Source organism: Providencia sp. PROV080 (assembly GCF_033688105.1).
Taxonomy (GTDB): domain Bacteria; phylum Pseudomonadota; class Gammaproteobacteria; order Enterobacterales; family Enterobacteriaceae; genus Providencia; species Providencia zhejiangensis.
Genome location: NZ_CP096346.1, coordinates 3596118 through 3617491, shown reverse-complemented (window position 1 = coordinate 3617491; position 21374 = coordinate 3596118). Strand labels below are relative to the sequence as shown.

Here is a 21374-nt window from a genome sequence, read left to right as displayed (position 1 = left end):
TTTTTATCAGTGAGGGGAATAGGTGTTATGAAAATATTATTGGTTTTAATCTTTATTGCGATAGGTATATTTAATGGTTTTATAGCACTTATTGCACCGGGAATTTCTGCTAGCGGCTCTGGATGTGGGAAAGGTTGTATGGAAAATATATCATCACTAGAAACCACAAGCTTGATATTTCTCATGCTTGCACTCATTACGGCTTTCTTTCCTTCGGAGAAAAACATAAATAAAATTGTTTCAAAAATAAAAATATATCTAGCTAGAATAAAAAGCGGACGATAAATTGACAAAACTATTGTAATGTTTTTTTTATTAAAAATAGGTGCATCAATGACCTTCTTAATTCAGAGCCGAGTAAAAAGGTACCCTCCTAAAAAATAAAACACATGAATTCAGAATGTCTATGCGGAAACCCACATAGATATTCAACTCAGCACATTTAAGCGTGCTCTAATTCATCTAAGTAATCAGCATACCACTACATCATTTCCTTTTTCCTTCCTCAAAATACCTTCAATAGAAATTGAATTTCTTTATCGATATATGGCTGGATTATGAAAATGCTGTAACTAGCTAAAATATTTTAAAATTTAATGGAAGTTTCTAGAACCTTGCTAATATATATTTTCATACATACTGTATTTTTTTATGTGATTATTTTATCAATTTAATAATATATCCACTTATGACTAAGCCACTAAGTATAGTTAAAGTTAGAATAATTCCTCCTGTACCAAATGCTTTTAATTTAAAAATATTTGTTAATTTATACACATAAAACCAGAGCCCTATTCTATTTTTGTTCGCTAAGGCATATGAAAGTTCTCTTAATGATGAAAGATGTCCTAGAACTATAGATAACATTAAAAGTATACTAGAAGTTATTATGGATATAGCTAATTCTTTTCCATAGGGAGTTAATTCTTTCCAGAAATTTGTAGCTGAAGTTGCCTTCTTTGCATGTTCTAATAAATTTAGAGGAATACAAGTGTTAATATAATTAGTCAAGCAATAACTAGTCGCACCTATTGTCAATAACAATATACATCTAACTATATCGGGGGTTTCATTTTCTTTTTTTATAAAAAGGATGAGTAGGGCTAATATCGAGAGTAAAGGCAAGGCTATTGAGCTATAATTAAGGATAATGTGAACTTCATCATGGTAGCTAAAAAAAGCCCACACTAAAAAAGCGATACCTAAAAAAGCACAAGAAATAAAAGCAATAGCAGAAGACTGCTCATCATTTTTTCTTGAAGTATTATTGTTATGAATAGTATTATTAATAACTTGGGTATTTTGAGTGTTATTATTACCAACGTTATTTTGAGTAATATGAAGGTTATCAGTATTATTTTTTATATTCGCAAATTTCCCCATGCTTATTTTCCTTATTGATTGTAATGAATGATCATTTTGCTGATTATACAATGCTAAAAATATTAGTGAAATAGTTACGGAGATTTAAATAAAAATAAGGTTGTATTTTTTGAATTATGGTAATTATTTGATTTTAATGTTATTTTTTAACTAACTAAGCGTAAACCCCTTATGAAGATCACAAGGGGGGATCTAATTAATAATGTATTTCTAACTTATCTATGTAATCCGCATACCACTGCATCATTTCACATCTTCCTTCCAAATATTGTGCATGGTTATATGTACCCCGAATAGAGTTTTTATCCCTGTGCGCTAATTGTATTTCAATCCACGCTGAATTAAATCCTTTCTCATGTAAGATCGGACTCATAGTCAAATCGTAGAAATAGATGCAATTTGTAGGTTAATCTTGATTAACCTTTTAATTTATAGTGTTTTTTAGACTGTTTGGGGGCTCTTGCCTATATCGAATACAGAGGCCCCCAAATAGGCCCCCAGATGACAGAATTAAACTGTTTTTTGTTTGATTTTTAACCGCTAGTATTAATCATTGGGTTATTCAATTTGGCAAAGTCGAAAGGTGATATTGTTTGCTCTCGATTAGCATCCAAATAATCCGCCCACCACTGTACCATCAATCGCCTTTCCTCAATATGCTCTGCTTTATGAATATAAGCCGCTCTGACAGAGTTACGCTCTTGGTGGCTCATTTGCCTTTCTACGGCATCCTTCGACCATAATCCTGATTCAACCAATGAACTGCATGCCATAGTTCGAAAACCGTGCCCGCAGATTTCAGTCTTGGTATCGTAACCCATCACACGTAAGGCTTTATTCACCGTATTCTCGCTCATGGGTTTAAAGGAATTATGAGCGCCTGTTAAGATTAATTCATGTTCACCTGTCCATGTCCAAATTTCTTTCAGTATAGTGATGGCTTGGTGGCTAAGGGGAACTAAATGCGGAGAGCGCATTTTTGCTCCGCGATGTGAGAATTTAACGCCGGGTATAGGCTTTCGCTGAGCAGGAATAGTCCATAAGGCTTTATCGAAGTCAATTTCAGACCAACGCGCATAGCGAAGTTCGCTTGACCGAATAAACACTAATAAATTTAGCATCACGGCTAGGCGAGTGACGGGTTGCCCTTTATAAGTATCGATACGGGCAATGAGTTCAGGTAGACGGTCAAGATTAAGAGCTGGACGGTGTTGGCGTTGTACAGTCGTTACAGCCCCTGCGGTATCAATAGCAGGGTTATAGCCAATAATACCTGATTGCACCGCATAACGCATAACAGCAGCGATACGTTGCTGTAAACGCGCAGCTATCTCATAAATCTCTTTACTTTCTGTTGCACGGATAGGAATAAGCAGGTCAGGGGTTTTGAGGGTAGTGATATCGCGTAATCCAATATAAGGAAATACATGCGACTCCAAACTCTTTAAAACCTTTTCACTGTGTGATTCAGACCATTTTTTATTGCTGGCATGCCATTGTCTTGCGATGGTTTCAAAAGAGAGATTAGCATCAGAAGCTGCTTTAGCCACACGTTTTTGTTCGCACGGGTCAATACCGTCAGCAATCAATTTTCTTGCTTCATCACGTTTTAAACGCGCCTCTGATAAGGAGACATCAGGGTATAAACCCAATGCTAAGGTTTTCTCTTTACCTAAATGGCGGTAGCGTAACCGCCAGTATTTAGAACCGTTGGTGTGAACCAATAAGTGCAGACCTGCACCATCGGTTAATTTATAGGATTTCACATCGGGTTTGGCCGCCCGAATTTTAGCGTCAGTCAGTGCCATAGTGAGCTTCCTGAAAGATAAAATGGGTACAAAATTCTATCGAACTAGTGTATACCCGCAATTGTACCCGCATAATAGGGTTGATGTGGGTAGAATCGAGTAGAATTCAGTTGAGTTGAAACTTTGGGAGAGTGTTGATTTTAGCGGGCTTTACAAACAAAAACAGACGTCGGTTGACGTCTGTTGATAATAAGGTGGTGCCCGGACTCGGAATCGAACCAAGGACACGGGGATTTTCAATCCCCTGCTCTACCGACTGAGCTATCCGGGCAACGGGGCGCATTAAACCGTATTAGGCGGTTTGCGTCAACGAGTTTTTTCTAAAAAAACGTAATTTTTAACTGAGTGTTTTCTTTTTCAGCAAAAAGTGACGGTTTAACGCGCGATCGTACTTTTTTTAGCTTAGAGCGCCTTTTTTTCGGCATAACGCAATCGCTAAAATATCTTCTGACAGGTGTTGAGCGATTTCAACATCCTTAATGTCTCGTTGAATCAATAGGCGATTTAGGCAACCTTCTAAAACTAACTCCATTTGATTAGCGACCAGTTCGGAATCTTCGATGTCTAGCTCATCCAACAACTCTTTGGTATACAGGAAAGAGTTATCTTTTTGTATACGACTTAATTGGTGAATAGGATGTTGTGGATCGGGGTAGTGGTTGCAAGCCGAAACAAATAGACAACCCGGAAAGCGCTCTTCACTGACGCGCTGATAGAGTTGTTGATAACGAGCAGATAATTTCTGCTGAGGATTGAGAGCGTCATCTAATCGTGTTTGACGCTGCCAAATTTCAATTTGTTGTCCATGGTAGCGTAAGCAATCGTACACCAAAGCTTCATCGTCAGGCCAAAATTGGCGGATCACGCTAAAATCAGGCGCAATCTCATGGAGGAGATGCTCGGTGGATGCGGATAGACCTTTTTTTTCTAACTGGTTAAGAGCATGACTCAAAATTTCTTCGCGCTGTACTGACATTGTTAGCTCCGTCACAATATTGTTCTACTACCTAGCATCATAGCAATGTTCATTATGTATTTATAGCAGTTTGCTTTATGCACAACAGTGACTCTATTCTGTGAACCCACACCATTCAAGTGGCGATAGCAATTTGCAGTAGGGTAGATATCAACATGATATAATTAGAAAATCGGCTCAGTTTTTCACAGGGTTCTCTATTATGAAAATTATCATCGCACCTGATTCATTTAAGGAAAGTATCAGTGCAGAAGTTGCTGCTCATGCCGTGAAGCAAGGATTTCACGCTATCTTTCCGGATGCGACTTATCTCTGTTTACCGATTGCCGATGGGGGGGAAGGTACTGTTGATGCGTTGATCGCCGCAATCGGAGGAGAGCATGTGACACTTGAAGTCTCAGGGCCATTGAATAAACCCGTGATGGCGACTTATGGCTTACTTCATCAAGGAAAAACCGCCGTTATTGAAATGGCTGCTGCAAGTGGATTAATGCTAGTTGCTCCTAAACAACGTAACCCGATGCTGGCGAGTAGTTTTGGTACTGGCCAGTTGATTAAAGATGCTTTAGATAAAGGCGTAACACAGATTATTTTGGGGATTGGGGGGAGTGCGACTGTCGATGGCGGCGTCGGTATGCTGCAAGCGTTAGGCGCTATCTTTTATGATGCACAAAACCAACAGCTTGGACTGGGTGGTGAAATATTAAATAAGATCGCTTACATCGATGTATCAGGCCTAGACCCGCGATTAAAAGACTGTGATATCGAAGTGGCATGTGATGTGGATAACCCGTTAGTTGGTGAGCGCGGTGCAGCAGCAATATTTGGCCCTCAGAAAGGTGCTACCGCAGAGATGGTAGCGACGCTTGAACAAGGTCTTAATCAACTGGCGGATGTGATAGAGAGCACGGTAGGCATCGATTATCGTCATTTGGCGGGAGGCGGTGCGGCGGGCGGAATATCTGTTGCTGCTGCCGCGTTTATGAAGGCTAATTTAAAACCTGGGATAGAGATTGTCGTTCAAGCGGTCAATTTAGAAAAAGAAATGATTGATACCGACCTAGTGATCGTTGGTGAAGGGAGTATGGATGGACAAACGGCTGGCGGCAAAGCACCAATTGGTATTGCTAAAGTAGCGGCTAAACACCAGGTTCCGGTGATTGCGTTGAGTGGTGTTTTAGGGAAAGGTGTTGAAGCATTACATCAAGAAGGTATTGATGCCTTTTTTAGTATTGTCCCCCGCTTATGTTCACTCGAAGAGGCCTTATCTGAAGGGGCGGCTAACTTGCAACAAGCTGCCTATAACGTCGCGAAAGTCTTACAGTTAGGGCAACAGTTAAAGAATAGATAATATGACTGACCTTGCTTGAGGCATTTTAATGGGTGTTCGATGTGTTTCGCTATAGTGATTGATTTTGATAAGCGAAAATAAATAACCCCCAAGCGTTGGATAACAACGTTTGGGGGTTTTATTTTAAAGATTAAATGACTACAACATCATACCGCCAAATAGGAAACCGAAGGTGACGGCTAAGATGACGGCAATCGTGCCTGGAATGAAGAATGGGTGGTTAAAGACAAAACGACCGATGCGTGTTGTCCCTGTATCATCCATTTGTACCGCAGCAACGAGCGTTGGGTAAGTTGGCAGAATGAATAAGCCAGATACCGCAGAGAATGATGCGATAGCCGTCAATGGGCTAACATGTAATGCTAACGCCATTGGCATTAACGCTTTTGCTGTCGCAGCTTGTGAATACAGCAGTGCTGAACAGAAGAAGAAGATCACAGCTAGCATCCAAGAATGCTCATGAATTAAGTCGCCAGCAGTTGCTTTAATCCAATCAATATTATGTTGTACGAAAGTATCACCTAACCAAGCAACACCCAGAATACAGATACAGGCACTCATACCTGCTTTAAAGGTGCTTGAGTTAAGGATAGAGTCAGTACTCACACGGCAGAGAATTGTGATTAGGGTTGCCACACTCAGCATAATGATCAGAATAGCATTGGTGGTGTTCATCAATGGTGTCTTGACGATACCTAAGCTTGGGCTGTTGATGATGGCATAAATGACCACACCCACAACGCCCAGTAAGAACAACAGAACCGATGATTTTGCACCTGCTTTGATATCTTTAACTTGGCTACCACGCAGCTCAACGAGGCCTTCAGCCAAACGTTTCTGGTAAATAGGGTCATCCGATAGTTTAGAGTTGAATGTCCAAGAGATAATGAAAGACATTAGGATGATAGCAAGGAAAGTCGATGGCAACAGGATACCTAATAGTGTGATATAGCTAACGGTGTTACCAGCCCCAACCATCGCTGGGTTTTCCATAACGGAAGCCATATACACAACAGCCGCAGAAATAGGTGAAGCGGTAATACCGATTTGAGCAGCCACAACGGCAGTTGAAAGTGGACGACAAGGTTTTACGCCTTGCTCTTTTGCGACTTCGGCAATAACGGGCAAAGTTGCTAAAGAGATATTACCTGTCCCCGCAAATAGGGTTAGGAAATAGGTCACGATTGGCGCAAGGATGGTGATGTATTTAGGATTACGGCGCAGTAGTTTTTCTGTTTGAGCAACTAAGTAATCAAGGCCACCAGCAATTTGCATTGCTGAAATAGCTGCGATTACGGCCATGATAATGGAGATAACGTCAAATGGAATGGTGCCTGGTTTCACGCCAATTGCAGCGAGTACCAAGACACCTAGGCCACCGGCAAAACCGATACCTATCCCACCAAGACGGGCCCCCAGAAATATGGCCAGCAGAACAATAATAAATTCTACGGCTAGCATAGTGTTTACTCCTCGACAAAATTAAAATTAAAAATATGAAACTGTAGTGTTAATTTTTTGTGTGTGTATAAAACTAAAAAGGCACGCTTTCCGAAGGAGAGGCGTGCCTTGATTTTTAAGTATTATTTATGGTTAACATAAATGATTAGTCATCAAATCTTTTCGCTTTATAAGCTGGATGTTTTAGGTTCTCAACAGAGAAGATATCATCCAACTGCTCTTCGGTCAGTAAGCCACGCTCCAGAACGACCTCGCGGACACTCTTACCTGTTTCTGCACAGATCTTACCTACGATGTCACCATTATGGTGGCCAATGAATGGGTTCAGATAAGTGACGATACCGATAGAATTAAAGACGAACGCTTCACAGATTTCTTTGTTGACTGTGATACCGTTGACGCATTTTTCAACTAAGTTACGGCAAGCATTGCTCATCAATGAAATGGATTCAAACATTGCTTGACCGATAGCTGGTTCCATGACGTTTAACTGTAGCTGACCCGCTTCAGCTGCCATTGTAACACAGATATCGTTACCGATAACTTTGAAGCAAGCTTGGTTAACAACTTCAGGAATAACTGGGTTAACTTTTGCTGGCATAATTGAAGAACCTGCTTGCAGTTCAGGCAGATTGATTTCTTTAAGACCAGCGCGAGGACCTGAAGAGAGTAAACGTAAGTCATTACAGATTTTGGATAGCTTAACCGCAAGGCGTTTTAGGCCAGCGTGAACGGTGATGTATGCACCACAGTCAGAAGTCGCTTCAATCAGGTCTTCTGCTGGTACACATGGTAAGCCAGTCACTTCAGCTAATTTTTCAACAGCCAGTTTTTGGTAACCTGGCGCGGTATTTAAACCTGTACCGATGGCAGTAGCACCTAAGTTAACTTCTAGCAGTAACTCAATGCTACGTTTCAGGTTTTTCTCTTCTTCTTTTAAAAGAGTTGCAAATGCGTGGAACTCTTGTCCTACGGTCATTGGCACAGCATCCTGTAATTGGGTACGACCCATTTTCAGAATGTCTTTAAATTCTTCCGCTTTTTTCTCAAAGCCTTTTTTCAGGTATTCAACGGAGTCAATCAATTTGATAACTGAATTGTAGACCGCGATGCGGAAACCTGTTGGGTATGCATCATTGGTTGATTGGCTCTTATTTAAATGGTCATTCGGATTTAGGTATTCATATTCACCTTTCTGATGACCCATCAGTTCAAGACCGATGTTGGCAAGGACTTCGTTAGTATTCATGTTCAGTGATGTACCTGCACCACCTTGGAATACATCAACAGGGAACTGATCCATGCATTTGCCAGTATCCAGAACAACATCGCAAGCTTTGATGATGGTATCAGCGATGTTACGTGGGATAGTATGAAGTTCTTTGTTCGCCATTGCTGCCGCTTTTTTAACCATTACCATGCCGCGAATAAATTCTGGCACATCGTTAATGGTGCGGTCGCTGATATAAAAGTTTTCAATCGCACGCAGAGTATGAACACCGTAATAGGCATCAGATGGGACTTCTTTCTGACCTAACAGGTCTTCTTCGATACGAGTATTGTTTGACATGAGAACCTTCTTAATTAGATTACAGTTACTGTCTATTATGCGCTTTTAAAAATATATATACCGTGAAACAAAATATTATAGGTGTTAAACCCTTGTTACTCCGTTATCAGCATGATGATCTACTGATTTATAGGTAGATGATATGCTGTTCTTAAATCATTGCCTTGAACCTAGATCACTATATAGTTTGATTTATGAAACTGTTTTCAAAATATGTGAGAGTGCTCACAGATGAAAATAAAAAAATGAGAAATCTCCATGAGTTGAAAAGCGTTATAGTGACCTCCATCATTATGTCTATACTATGTAAAAAAGCGAATGTTGTTGTTTGTCTCTTAGATACAGTTCACAAAGGTTTTCCAAGAGGCGAGAACTCATTTATACCTGACAGACTCTAAGTTGTAGGTAGATAGCCTGTAATCCCCTTGAAGACAGCTAGGTCAATGATATGTCTCAAGATGCTAACGAGGTGAATTCCTATGCAATTTAAAGAATGGCGGGAATAAAGCGAATTGAAACAAAGGAGAACTTGTGCGCTGGTTACCACTCATATTTATATGCCTTCTCATTTATATTGAGTCTGTCATATTCGTCCGTGTTGCCTCAGAGATTGGTGTGTTGGCGACACTTATTTTGGTTGTATTGACATCCTGTTTAGGGATTTCGCTGGTCAAAAATCAGGGAATGAAAAATGTCATGCAAATTCAACAAAAAATAGCAGCTGGTGAAAGCCCTGCCGCAGAAATGATTAAAAGTGTTGCTCTGGTACTTGCTGGCTTTTTATTAATCGTACCGGGCTTCTTTACTGATTTTATTGGCTTACTTTTATTGTTGCCACCAGTTCAAAAATTATTTGTGATGCGTTTGATCCCCCATATTCGTTTTTCTCAGACGGGAAATGGCTTCAGTGCAGGGCGTCATAACCCATTCCAACAAGGCGATACATTTGAGGGAGAATTTCAACGTAAACAGGATGATCCATCCTATACGATCGATAAATCTGAAGAATCTAGCGAATCTGAAAAAGATAACCGTCCTAAGTAGTTATCCCTCTAATACGGGGAAGGTAAAAACAAAAAAATTTTATCTTCCCCCCCTTGAAGTCACTCCAACTCGCCCCAATCTGGAAAAACATGGTACTGGTTTATTTAGACATACTGGTATCGTCCTTTTACCTAGTGTGGACTTTATTTATAGGAGAACTATTAATGAAAATTCGTCCATTGCATGACCGTGTTATCGTCAAGCGTAAAGAAGTTGAATCTAAATCTGCTGGCGGCATCGTTCTGACTGGCACAGCAGCAGGTAAATCTACGCGTGGTGAAGTTCTCGCCGTTGGTAACGGTCGCATCCTTGAAAATGGTGAAATTAAAGCTTTGGATGTGAAAGTCGGCGACATCGTTATTTTTAACGACGGTTATGGCGTGAAAGCTGAAAAAATCGACAACGAAGAAGTGCTGATCATGTCAGAGAGTGACATTCTCGCAATTGTTGAAGCGTAATTTTCACTTAGATCTTCTCAACTAACGAAAAGAATTTAAAGGAAAGAAATAATGGCAGCTAAAGACGTTAAATTTGGTAATGACGCACGCGTAAAAATGCTTCGTGGTGTGAATATTCTAGCAGATGCAGTGAAAGTCACTTTAGGACCAAAAGGTCGTAACGTGGTTCTGGATAAATCATTTGGTTCACCGGTTATCACTAAAGACGGTGTTTCAGTTGCTCGTGAAATCGAATTAGAAGATAAATTCGAAAACATGGGTGCACAAATGGTTAAAGAAGTTGCATCTAAAGCTAACGATGCAGCAGGTGACGGTACGACTACTGCGACTGTACTGGCACAAGCTATTGTTACTGAAGGTCTAAAAGCCGTTGCTGCGGGTATGAACCCAATGGATCTGAAACGTGGTATCGATAAAGCAGTTGTTGCCGCGGTTGAAGAGCTAAAAGCACTGTCTGTTCCATGTTCAGACTCTAAAGCAATTGCGCAGGTTGGTACTATCTCTGCAAACTCAGATGAAACTGTTGGTAAGCTGATTGCAGAAGCCATGGATAAAGTCGGTAAAGAAGGCGTTATCACGGTTGAAGAAGGTACTGGTCTGGAAGATGAGCTGGATGTTGTTGAAGGTATGCAGTTCGACCGTGGTTACCTGTCTCCTTATTTCATCAATAAGCCAGAAACCGGTGTTGTTGAACTGGAAAACCCATTCATCCTGTTAGTTGACAAAAAAGTGTCTAACATCCGTGAATTGCTACCTGTATTAGAAGGTGTTGCGAAAGCGAGCAAGCCGCTACTGATCATCGCTGAAGATGTTGAAGGTGAAGCGCTGGCAACTCTGGTTGTTAACACTATGCGTGGTATCGTTAAAGTTGCTGCGGTTAAAGCACCTGGTTTTGGTGATCGCCGTAAAGCGATGTTACAAGATATCGCGATTCTAACTAATGGTACTGTTATCTCTGAAGAGATCGGTATGGAGCTTGAGAAAGCAACATTAGAAGATCTGGGTCAAGCAAAACGTATCGTTATCAACAAAGACACTACCACTATTATTGATGGTGTCGGTGATGAGTCTGCTATTTCAGGTCGTGTGGCTCAAATTCGCCAACAAATCGAAGAATCAACTTCTGATTATGACCGTGAAAAACTGCAAGAGCGTGTCGCTAAATTAGCTGGCGGTGTTGCGGTGATTAAAGTCGGTGCTGCAACTGAAGTTGAAATGAAAGAAAAACGTGCTCGTGTTGACGATGCTCTGCATGCAACTCGCGCTGCTGTTGAAGAAGGTGTTGTTGCTGGTGGTGGTACCGCACTAGTACGTGTTGCTGCGAAATTGGCTTCACTGAAAGGTGATAACGAAGAGCAAAACGTAGGTATTCGTGTTGCACTACGCGCGATGGAAGCACCAATGCGTCAAATCGTCACTAACGCAGGTGAAGAAGCGTCTGTTGTTGTTAATACGGTTAAAGCAGCGACAGGTAACGAAGGTTACAACGCAGCAACAGATACTTACGGTGACATGATTGAGATGGGTATTTTGGACCCAACTAAAGTTACTCGTTCTGCACTGCAATTTGCTGCATCAATTGCAGGTCTGATGATTACGACTGAAGCAATGATCACTGAAATGCCTAAAGAAGACGGCCCTGATTTAGGTGCTGCTGGAATGGGCGGAATGGGTGGAATGGGCGGTATGATGTAAGCCATTTGGCGACATCACGCTCAAACAGTGAATAATCACTGTTAAGCCTTTTAAACCGGTATTGCGAGTATTGGCTGGCAGTACCGGTTTTTTTATATCATTCGTCTATGGCTGTACTTCAATGAGTGATGAGTTTGGTCGCTAAATGAACATGTAGAGAGTCTCTAAAGACATTGATAAAGAGGCCGTCAGTCTGATTAAGTGTGTTAGCCGCTAGGCTCTCAAATGAGATATTACATATTTATTTTTGCGAAAAGGACATGCAACAGGTTATATTTGGAGTAAGGCAAATTGGTTTGGTCAGTAACAGAAAACCCAACGTGTTAAATACTCGGTATAGTTGAAACGTGCTGCGAATTATTTAGAGTATACGCGTTTTATGGTAAGCTGCGTTGGCTGATAGGGATGGCCTAATTTTTTAGGATTCTGCCTTTGCTGATACTTTGAACCGTAATCCATATCTCTCAATATAGATCTGGCGAATTTTGGCTGTAAACAGGTGCCTGAGTGGTTATAATTTGGTGGCACTCGTGAAGATCAGTTCAATGGTGCTGTTGATGGTGACAGTCAGTTGAATAAAGAAGGGAATGAGGGTTCTCAAACCAGCTGCAAAAACATGATGATAAATGAGGGAAAACATGCGAATTAAAGTATTGCTTGGTGCTGCTGCATTACTACTTTTAGCAGGCTGTTCGACAACAACTAATTTAACTGCCGCAGGCTCACAAGTTCGTTTTGTTGAAAACCAACCTGGAAGTGATTGCCAGCTCCTTGGTCAAGTAACAGGAACTCAAAGCAACTGGTTGAGCGGTGTCAATAGTGATTCAAGTTCTATGCGTGGTGCAGCTAATGATCTACGCAACAAAGCTGGCGCTATGGGCGGAAACGTCATTTTTGGTGCGACTAGCCCAAGTGAAACTATTCTTTCAAGCTTCATTCCAGTTGATAGCAAGATGATCGGGCAAGTTTATAAGTGTCCCTAAAATGAACATGTAACGCCCGATAGCGATGACTTATCGGGCGTTTTCATTTCAGCACTGCTTCAGATTTAGGTCGAGTAACGTTTTACTCGGCTCTCCGCCAATCTCCCGTGCCAATTTAGGTACTAAGTAGCCAGAAACTTTTCCAAGTAGCTGTTGTATGAGTAATCTAGCCTCTTGATCACTCACTAAGAAATGTGCGGCACCTTGTACTTTATCTAAAACATGTAGGTAATAGGGGAGAATGCCTGCATCAAATAATGCGTTACTTAAATCAGCCAATGTATCTGAATTATCATTAACTCCGCGTAATAGCACGCTTTGGTTGAGTAATGTCACACCTGAGTTTTTGAGTTTCTGCATGGCATTTCTAAAACTATCATCGATTTCATTAGCATGGTTCAGGTGTGTCACCATGATGACTTGAAAGCGCGAGCTAGCAAGCCTGTTACATAAATTATCGGTAATGCGTTCAGGAATCACGACAGGGAGACGAGAGTGGATCCGGAGTCGCTTAATATGTGGGATCGCTTCCAGTTGGCTGATTAACCAATCGAGTTCACTATCCTTTGCCATTAAGGGATCCCCACCCGAGAAGATGATTTCATTGAGTTCAGTGTGGTTTTTTATATAATCCACAGCTATCAACCAATTATTTTTGTTTCCTTTGTTATCTTCATAAGGAAAATGTCGGCGAAAGCAGTAACGACAGTTTACCGCACAGCCTCCTTTCACCAACATCAATGCTCGGTTGTGATATTTATGTAGTAAACTGGGGATCTCATTATTTTGTTCTGCTAATGGATCAGTGGAAAAATCCGGATAGATATCAAATTCTGCTTTTGCGGTTAATACTTGCAATAGCAGAGGGTCTTGAGGATCGCCTTTTTTCATGCGCGAAATAAAGGGCTTCGGCACACGCAATGGAAATAATTTGCGTGCGTCGTTGCCATCTTTCGATGCTTGATGGTTTTCTAGCCCCAGTATTTGTAGCAATTCATCAGGATTAGTGATTGCTTCAGCAAGTTGTTGTATCCAGACTTCTCTGGATGAGGTATTTTGAGTTACAATATCGACCATTTTTTGGCTATGCCATTTTTAGTGTATAAATTTAGAGGATCTCCATGGCTACTTATAGTACCAATGAATTCCGCTCAGGTCTTAAAATCATGTTAGATGGCGAACCTTGTGCAATTCTTGATAGTGAATTCGTTAAACCGGGTAAAGGTCAAGCGTTTGCACGTGTTCGTATTCGTAAACTGATTTCTAACAAACTGTTGGAAAAAACATTTAAGTCTACTGATTCTGTCGAAGGTGCAGATGTCATGGATATGAACTTAACTTACCTTTATAACGATGGTGAGTTCTGGCATTTCATGAACAACGAAACTTTCGAACAGCTTGCAGCTGACGAAAAAGCGGTTGGTGATAACGCTAAGTGGCTGATCGACCAAGCCGATTGTATTCTGACTCTGTGGAATGGTCGCCCAATCGCAGTGACTCCGCCAAACTTTGTCGAGTTAGAAATTACCGATACTGACCCAGGTCTGAAAGGTGACACAGCGGGTACTGGTGGTAAGCCAGCTACGCTGAGCACAGGTGCAGTAGTTAAAGTACCTCTATTCGTTCAGATTGGTGAAGTGATCAAAGTGGATACTCGTTCAGGCGAATACGTTTCACGCGTAAAATAATACCTGTTTGAATGAAACTAAAAAACCGTAATGTTTGTATGGCATTACGGTTTTTTTTATCGTTTAAAATTGAGAGTGCAGCTTAGCAGCACTTAAAGCCGCCTTTCCCACCATAGCGAGCATCTTGACGTTCTTTAAAGAACTCTTCATACGTCATGGGTGTTTGATCTGGATGATTCCGCTGCATATGTGCAACGTAATTATCATAGTCAGGCACACCAATCATCATTTTTGCTGCTTGCCCGAGATATTTTGCGGCATTACCTAGTGAACCAAACATGGTTATTCCCTCACTTAACGTTATATTATCGTTTAACCGTTTTTATGCGTGTTGCTTACCATTCTAACGAGCGACCTTTAGAGGGGTAGCCCCTTATACAAGGGGCTGAGGTTGTTGACAAAGTGGGATAAAAACGTGGTTTTTCCCACTTTGTGTTATCAGCCGAAAATCAATAAATTGATTTTCCTCGTTTATTTTCAAAACCTATTCGACTTGCCGCCAAACATCATAGGTTTGTGAGCAGTCTGAGCCCCTTATACAAGGGGCTTAGCGTTAGAGCTGCGGCATACTTGCCGTCATCGTGTCACCTTTATCTGGTTAATGATGACGGGTATTGGCGACGATCTCCTGATAGTTAGCTGGCATCGGTTGGTATGGCACTTCGTTTGCCGTTGGTTCAGAAGATTTCAACGCTTTCATTGCGGTACGAATTGAGAATAGGGCCAATACGACGACGACAATCATAAAGAAAATGGTCAGTCCCGCATCTAAGCGGTTATTAAAAATCAATTGGACCAACTGAGATTCAGTGTATTGCGATGGAATGTTTCCGCTATCAATCATTGCTTGGAATTTATTCGCAACCGCTAAGAAGCCTACACGAGCATCCTCACTGAAGGTTTTTTCCCATCCAGCCACCATAGTACAGACTAACAGCCATGCTGTCGGTACTAAAGCCACCCATGCATATTTTTGGCGCTTCATTTTGAACAAGACAACGGCACATAGCATCAATGCCATACCGGCTAGCATTTGGTTCGCAATACCAAATAGTGGCCATAAGGTGTTGATACCACCAAGAGGATCAACAACGCCTTGATGAAGGAAATACCCCCAAGCAAGCACACATAATGCAGTTGCCACTAAGTTTGCAGGTAGCGAATCGGTCCGTTTTAATGACGGTGAAATAACGCCTAGCAAATCTTGTAGCATAAAGCGCGCAGCACGGGTTCCTGCATCGACAGCGGTTAAAATAAACAAGGCTTCAAACAGGATGGCGAAATGATACCAGAAGGAGACATTCATTAAGCCGCCGAGAGCACCATGCAGAATATAAGCCATACCAACGGCGAGTGTCGGAGCTCCCCCCGCGCGGGAAATAATACTGTTTTCACCAACTTCATTTGCGATATTTGTTAACTGATCAGGTGTGATTTGGAAACCCCAGCTGCTCACCACTTGTGCAGCTGACGCGACAACATCTTCTGTACCAGCTGGAGCCAGCATGGCGATAGGGCTGTTCATTGCAAAATAGACACCAGGGTCAATGACACAAGCTGCAACCAGCGCCATGATAGCAACGAAAGATTCCATCAGCATGCCGCCATAACCAATAAAACAGGCTTGGTTTTCATTCGCCAGCATTTTGGGTGTGGTGCCTGAAGAGATCAATGCATGGAAACCTGAAACGGCCCCACACGCAATGGTAATAAACAGGAATGGAAACAGATCACCTGCCCACACAGGGCCTGTACCATCAACAAATTTTGTCAATGATGGCATTTGCAAGTTAGGATTTAAAATTAAAATCCCAATGGCTAAACCGATAATGGTTCCAATTTTTAAGAAGGTAGAAAGATAGTCACGAGGAGCGAGTAATAACCAAACGGGTAGCACTGCCGCCACGAAGCCATAGCCGACTAGCATCCAAGTCAATTGTACTCCAGTATAATCAAAGTAAGGTGCCCATGTTTCACTTTCAGCAACCCAACCCCCTGAAATAATAGCGAATATAAGGAATACTAAACCAATAATTGAAACTTCTCCGATACGCCCCGGACGGATATAACGAGTATATATCCCCATAAAGATAGCGAGGGGGATAGTGAAGGCAACAGTATAGGTTCCCCAAGGGCTGTGAGTCAGTGCTTTGACAACAATCATCGCAAGTACGGCAAGAATAATCACCATAATCATAAAACAGGCTATCAGAGCAATAATACCCGCCGTATTCCCCATCTCTTCTTTGACGAGCTCTCCTAATGAACGACCATCTCGGCGAGTTGAAACAAATAGCACCATAAAGTCTTGAACCGCGCCGGCTAGAACAACCCCCGCGAGGATCCATAACATACCGGGTAAGTAGCCCATTTGTGCAGCAAGAACAGGACCAACTAGTGGGCCGGCACCAGCAATAGCGGCAAAATGGTGACCGAATAGAATTTTTTTATCTGTTGGAACATAGTCTAAACCATCATTATGGCGAATTGATGGTGTCATGCGTGTTTCATCAACTTGCAGTACTTTTTTGGCGATAAATAGCCCATAGTAACGATAGGCGACTAAATAGATACAAACAGCGGCAATGACGATCCATAGCGCATTGATCTGCTCTCCGCGGTTTAATGCAACATAACCAAGAGCAAAAGCACCGAGTATTGCTAGTACAATCCAAATTAATTGTTTACCCATAGCCTTTCCATCCGTCTTATTATCAAACTGTTATTAATTATCTTTGTAGATTACTGACACATATAGCCGCTGTTGACGAAAAGACAAAATAGCTAAAACGTGAAACCAATGCTGAGGTGAAAATAAATTTCATAACTGCAATTTACATCACTAAATTGTGATGACTGGCTGGATTTTATTTTGATTTAAGCTAAAGGACATTATCAGGATGATGTGTTAATGCTATTAAATTGTAGGCTTTTGGGATTATATTCCATATGGTTATTTATCTAGGGGGAGGTGACTCACTTATTAAGGGGAGGCAACTGGAGAGAGAGCCTCTCCAGCGTAGCTTATGATGGTGATTAAATCTGTCTAACGCGTTGAATGAGTTTCCGACCAAATAAGGTGATAATTAAGCCAAACATAATAAAAGTCAGGCCAGCAATTTGTACCCTATTAATTTGTTCACCAAGGAATACGGCACTACTACTTAACCCGAACAAGGGAACTAACAGCGAAAATGGTGCAACACGCCACGCTTCATAACGCCCGAGTAAAACACCCCATAATCCATAACCGACAAAAGTTGATAAATATGCAAGGTAAATAATCGTACCGAATACTGACCAATCAAAGCCTGCTAACCCGTGTAAAATCGCTTCTTCACCTTCAAAAATCCATGAACTGACAAAGAAAGGTATGATTGGGATAAGGGCACTCCAACTGACTAAGGAGAGGGCGCTGCATTTTTCTTCGCCTTCATGCTGCATAATGATTCGGTTCGTAATATTGCCACAAGCCCATGAAAGTCCTGCGATCAAAGTAAAAGTTAAACCAAGTAACGGAATATCATCAAGGCCACTGTTGGTTCCGCCATTCGCTAATATGGTTAAACCAATCACGGCAATAAACATACCGATATAATGAGTTAATTGTAATTTTTCTTTTAAAATGACAGCACCGAGTAGCAAGGTGAAAAAAGCTTGTGATTGCAAAATAACCGAAGTGATCCCCGCTGGCATACCCACTCGAATTGCACAAAATAGAAATGCAAATTGCCCAAAGCTGATGGTTAATCCATAAAGTAGAAGTAGTCTAAATGGGATACGGGGACGCCTGAAAAAGAAAATAGCTGGAAACGCAACAAAAACAAAGCGTAAAGCCCCTAAGAGCAAAGGCGGTAGAGCGGTAACGCCTAATTTGATAATGACAAAATTAACACCCCAAATGATGACGACACAAAGAGCGAGCAATACATCTTTGAACTTCATGTTATTTTCTCAGTTGATTTTTTATTTAGAGTAAAACACTTTACTCTTGAACATATTCATATGCGATAATAAAGATGCTCTTGTAAGCCATTACAGTACAATTAAGTTAATTTAAATCACTTATTTGGATTTAATTGTTATATTTTCTTACTTGAGACCTTTAAATTGAATGTTTATAATACCCTCTCATATCATACGCGCTTAGGACGACCTAAGTGATCGTCATAAAATTTGGGGACGACCCCGCATTGTTTATGGAGTTACAGCAATGGCTTGGGTAATCCTATTGTTTGCAGGCCTTTTAGAAATTGTTTGGGCGGTTGGTTTAAAATACACCCACGGTTTCACTCGTCTTACCCCCAGTATTGTTACAATTGTCGCGATTATTGCCAGTATGGGGCTGCTTGCCTATGCAATGCGTGATCTGCCCGCAGGGACAGCCTATGCGATTTGGACTGGAATAGGCGCTGTGGGAACCGCGATAGTTGGGATTATATTTCTTGGTGAGTCTGCCAATATATTTCGTTTATTAAGTTTGGCATTAATTATTACCGGTTTAATCGGTCTAAAAGTTTCAAGCTAACATCAATATACTCGTTAATACGGGCGCAATAGGCGCCCGTATTGATGGATAATGATAAAGTTTCAATCCACGCAAATGCGCCGAAAATAGAGACTCGATATTTGGGTTCTTTAGTACGCTGGAAAGCTCAAATTCGTCGTGATATGTGCAAATCCTATCGAAAAAACTTCCCTGAGATAGGTAATGATTAGCCAAGATGCTCCTTTGCAGGTTAGGCGCTAAGTGTTTTCGCTTGCGTGTTCATTAACACGGCCTTTTTATCGAGGGCTACGTTAGGTTTATTTATTTGGGCTCTCTTTTTTTATCAATAGCTTGATTAAAGTTTATTTCTTTATTTTGATTGCGAATATGCTCTTTGATTTCTGTTTCTAGAATATTGAGATCCCCTGAGCGTATTTTATCTAATAGCACTTTGTGCTCATCAATAATTTCTTCCATAGGCTTGGTAAAGGTGGATATCCCAATAATAATTGTCAACTGTTTAGAGACGTTTTCCCATAATGCGGTTAGGGTATTGTTCCCGCTTAATTGGCATAATGTCCGATGGAAATTCACGTCACAAAGCGAGAACTCATAGCTATCCGCTAATTTTGCTGCTCGCGCCATTTGCACAATACACTGGTTTAGCTGTTCGATAGATTGTGGGTCTAAATGCTTGTGTTTAGCGATAAAGGTTTTAATCGCTTGTCGTTCTAATAGAATTCTGACTTCGATCAGTTCATCCAGCCTCTCTTCTGAAACGGGGGCCATTCGTATGCCTTTAAATGGCTCATTAATCACGATCCCTTGGCTTTCTAATACTCTTAAGGCTTCTCTAACTGGAACACGGCTGACATTCATTTTTTCCGCAATTTCTTTTTCAACAATACGATCCCCAGGCAGGATAAATCCACGCGTTGCTGCCTCGACAATTTTATCTACCACATCATCAGTGAGTGTCCTTGCTTTGATTGGCTTCCAATAGTCTTCTTGCGAGGTGATTTTCTGCGATTGTTTCCCTTTTCCAACGGTCATGATGTTTAGCCTATTAAATTTGTTACTAATCAAAGAATTAATTGGTAGTTGATTGCGCCTTTAATGCATCAAAATTATCACATTGGCTAGCAATAAACCAATAAAAAACCCACTATCGCGATATTTTTTCGAGAGGGGATAAACCCAGAATGGATCACATATTCAACAATTGAATATTGTATACAATCTTACAATGTTGTTAAATGCCTCAAATACAGTTAAGTAAGAGAAGGAAAAAACATGAACAACATGCTTGAAGACATAAAAATTACTGAAATTGTTGCCGTGCCTTTATTTGGGGAGAGCCCAAAAGGGGGATGGTCTAATGAAATCAAGCCAGAAGATTCGATCCACGCCATTATTGCGGTGCATACCGATGCTGGCATCACGGGGTACGGCAGCGTCTTTACCGATGGTCGCTTAGTTGAAGCCGCTATTCCTGTACTGGCATCTTTATGTATTGGTGAAAGTGCATTGCAGCCAGAAAGAGTGTCTGAAAAACTTAGACAAAATACATTCTGGATGGGGCGTGGGGGAACGTTAACACATACGATTAGCGGTATTGATATTGCTTTGTGGGATATTTTAGGTAAAGCAACAGGGCTACCCGTCAGTACGTTACTTGGCGGTAATTATCGTTCCAAGGTACAGCCGTATTGCTCTTTACTTATGGAAGAACCAGAGACAATGTTCAACGTGATCTCTGATTATAAAAAGCTTGGTTTTAAAGCATTTAAAATTGGTTGGGGACCATTTGGACGTAATAACGATGCCAAATTAGATAGAGCAATTGTGGAAGCGGCAAGAGATGTGGCAGGGTACGAATCACACTTGTTAGTTGATGCGGGAGCAAGTGATGCATATTGGCCAAACGGTTTGAAATGGGCAATCCAAACATCGCATATGTTAGCGGAATATCAAGTTGGTTGGTTTGAAGAAGCGCTACGTCCTGATGACCTTGAAGACTTTAAAGTGCTGCGTAAAGAAAGCCCAGTACCTATTGCCGGTGGTGAAGTATTAACCCGTCGTCAATCTTTCTTACCATGGCTCTCACAAGGGGCATTCGATATCGTTCAGCCTGATGTGACGAAAGTGGGAGGCATCTCAGAGCAACGTCGAATCGCATGGCTCGCTGATGAGTTTGGGGTTAAGTATGTTGGACACGGTTGGAATACCGCAATGGGGCTGGCGGCTGACTTACAAATGGCGGCCGCTTTCCCACAAGTGGACTTTGTCGAGTTTATTGGTGGTAGCCAATATATCGATGGCATTGTTAAAACACCATTCAAAGTGGATGAGCAGGGTTATTTAACGATTCCAAAATTACCGGGACTTGGTATCGAACTAGATATCGATAAGTTAGCAAAATTCACAGTAAATCCAGAGCGTTTGTTTAAGTAACTTCATTTACATAA

The 21374-nt window shown here is 41.3% G+C and carries 19 protein-coding genes, 1 tRNA gene and 1 pseudogene; 9 read left to right on the top strand and 12 right to left on the bottom strand.

Annotation, left to right across the window (positions count from 1 at the left end):
- Positions 1-27 precede the first annotated feature (27 nt).
- Positions 28-285 carry a hypothetical protein gene (locus M1F03_RS16280; protein WP_251464702.1) on the top strand — a complete coding sequence of 86 codons (258 nt, stop codon included), beginning with the start codon at positions 28-30 and terminating at the stop codon, positions 283-285.
- A gap of 372 nt (positions 286-657) precedes the next feature.
- Here M1F03_RS16280 and M1F03_RS16275 read toward each other — a convergent pair whose 3' ends face one another.
- The 5 genes and pseudogenes from M1F03_RS16275 to dicD form a co-directional block, all read right to left on the bottom strand.
- Positions 658-1383 (bottom strand): DUF2157 domain-containing protein, encoded by a 726-nt coding sequence (locus M1F03_RS16275; protein WP_251464701.1) that lies wholly within the window; start codon positions 1381-1383, stop codon positions 658-660.
- 196 nt (positions 1384-1579) lie between these two features.
- Positions 1580-1759, bottom strand: a pseudogene (locus M1F03_RS16270) (integrase); the annotation flags it as partial.
- 157 nt (positions 1760-1916) lie between these two features.
- Positions 1917-3191 (bottom strand): tyrosine-type recombinase/integrase, encoded by a 1275-nt coding sequence (locus tag M1F03_RS16265; protein WP_251464700.1) that lies wholly within the window; start codon positions 3189-3191, stop codon positions 1917-1919.
- Between the two features lie 195 nt (positions 3192-3386).
- A tRNA-Phe gene (locus M1F03_RS16260) sits at positions 3387-3462 on the bottom strand.
- Positions 3463-3588: 126 nt separating this feature from the next.
- Complete coding sequence (gene dicD, locus M1F03_RS16255) at positions 3589-4167, bottom strand: division control transcriptional repressor DicD (protein WP_318840009.1); 579 nt, start codon at positions 4165-4167, stop codon at positions 3589-3591.
- Positions 4168-4369: 202 nt separating this feature from the next.
- On the opposite strand from dicD, the gene M1F03_RS16250 reads away from it, so the two are divergent.
- Positions 4370-5518, top strand: a complete 1149-nt coding sequence (locus M1F03_RS16250; RefSeq protein ID WP_251464698.1) for a glycerate kinase — start codon at positions 4370-4372, stop codon at positions 5516-5518.
- A 138-nt stretch (positions 5519-5656) separates the two neighbouring features.
- Here M1F03_RS16250 and M1F03_RS16245 read toward each other — a convergent pair whose 3' ends face one another.
- The gene (locus M1F03_RS16245; RefSeq protein WP_154624552.1) at positions 5657-6979 is read right to left on the bottom strand and encodes an anaerobic C4-dicarboxylate transporter; all 1323 of its coding nucleotides are present in this window, start codon (positions 6977-6979) and stop codon (positions 5657-5659) included.
- Positions 6980-7124: 145 nt separating this feature from the next.
- Entirely contained in the window at positions 7125-8549 is a 1425-nt protein-coding gene (gene aspA, locus M1F03_RS16240) for an aspartate ammonia-lyase (protein WP_154624551.1), read from the bottom strand.
- A gap of 531 nt (positions 8550-9080) precedes the next feature.
- On the opposite strand from aspA, the gene M1F03_RS16235 reads away from it, so the two are divergent.
- The 4 genes from M1F03_RS16235 (at position 9081) to M1F03_RS16220 (ending at position 12729) form a co-directional block, all read left to right on the top strand.
- Positions 9081-9593 carry an FxsA family protein gene (locus M1F03_RS16235; RefSeq protein WP_163863074.1) on the top strand — a complete coding sequence of 171 codons (513 nt, stop codon included), beginning with the start codon at positions 9081-9083 and terminating at the stop codon, positions 9591-9593.
- A 164-nt stretch (positions 9594-9757) separates the two neighbouring features.
- Positions 9758-10051: a co-chaperone GroES gene (locus tag M1F03_RS16230; RefSeq protein WP_008914587.1), complete on the top strand. Its 294-nt coding sequence runs from the start codon at positions 9758-9760 to the stop codon at positions 10049-10051.
- Positions 10052-10102: 51 nt separating this feature from the next.
- Entirely contained in the window at positions 10103-11746 is a 1644-nt protein-coding gene (gene groL, locus M1F03_RS16225) for a chaperonin GroEL (protein WP_154624550.1), read from the top strand.
- Between the two features lie 638 nt (positions 11747-12384).
- On the top strand, positions 12385-12729 hold the full coding sequence (locus M1F03_RS16220) for a DUF4156 domain-containing protein (RefSeq protein WP_154624549.1): 345 nt from the start codon (positions 12385-12387) through the stop codon (positions 12727-12729).
- A 48-nt stretch (positions 12730-12777) separates the two neighbouring features.
- Here M1F03_RS16220 and epmB read toward each other — a convergent pair whose 3' ends face one another.
- A complete protein-coding gene (gene epmB, locus M1F03_RS16215; RefSeq protein ID WP_196713648.1) occupies positions 12778-13806 on the bottom strand; it encodes an EF-P beta-lysylation protein EpmB in 1029 nt (342 codons plus the stop codon).
- 44 nt (positions 13807-13850) lie between these two features.
- Between epmB and efp the strand changes: the two genes are divergently transcribed.
- Positions 13851-14417 (top strand): elongation factor P, encoded by a 567-nt coding sequence (efp, locus tag M1F03_RS16210; RefSeq protein ID WP_154624547.1) that lies wholly within the window; start codon positions 13851-13853, stop codon positions 14415-14417.
- Positions 14418-14499: 82 nt separating this feature from the next.
- Here the strand turns inward: efp and M1F03_RS16205 are convergent, their stop codons facing one another.
- The 3 genes from M1F03_RS16205 to M1F03_RS16195 all read right to left on the bottom strand — a co-directional run bounded on the left by M1F03_RS16205 (position 14500) and on the right by M1F03_RS16195 (position 18362).
- The gene (locus tag M1F03_RS16205) at positions 14500-14697 is read right to left on the bottom strand and encodes a YbdD/YjiX family protein (RefSeq protein ID WP_251464697.1); all 198 of its coding nucleotides are present in this window, start codon (positions 14695-14697) and stop codon (positions 14500-14502) included.
- A 318-nt stretch (positions 14698-15015) separates the two neighbouring features.
- Complete coding sequence (gene cstA, locus M1F03_RS16200; protein ID WP_154624545.1) at positions 15016-17109, bottom strand: pyruvate/proton symporter CstA; 2094 nt, start codon at positions 17107-17109, stop codon at positions 15016-15018.
- Positions 17110-17453: 344 nt separating this feature from the next.
- Positions 17454-18362, bottom strand: a complete 909-nt coding sequence (locus tag M1F03_RS16195; RefSeq protein WP_154624544.1) for an EamA family transporter — start codon at positions 18360-18362, stop codon at positions 17454-17456.
- A 268-nt stretch (positions 18363-18630) separates the two neighbouring features.
- Here M1F03_RS16195 and sugE point away from each other — a divergent pair, with 268 nt between their 5' ends.
- Entirely contained in the window at positions 18631-18945 is a 315-nt protein-coding gene (gene sugE / locus M1F03_RS16190; RefSeq protein WP_154624543.1) for a quaternary ammonium compound efflux SMR transporter SugE, read from the top strand.
- Between the two features lie 282 nt (positions 18946-19227).
- On the opposite strand, the gene M1F03_RS16185 is transcribed toward sugE, so the two are convergent.
- Positions 19228-19959, bottom strand: coding sequence for a GntR family transcriptional regulator (locus tag M1F03_RS16185; RefSeq protein WP_163863070.1), 732 nt, complete (start codon positions 19957-19959; stop codon positions 19228-19230).
- A 240-nt stretch (positions 19960-20199) separates the two neighbouring features.
- On the opposite strand from M1F03_RS16185, the gene M1F03_RS16180 reads away from it, so the two are divergent.
- Positions 20200-21360: a mandelate racemase/muconate lactonizing enzyme family protein gene (locus M1F03_RS16180; protein WP_318840008.1), complete on the top strand. Its 1161-nt coding sequence runs from the start codon at positions 20200-20202 to the stop codon at positions 21358-21360.
- Positions 21361-21374 lie beyond the last annotated feature (14 nt).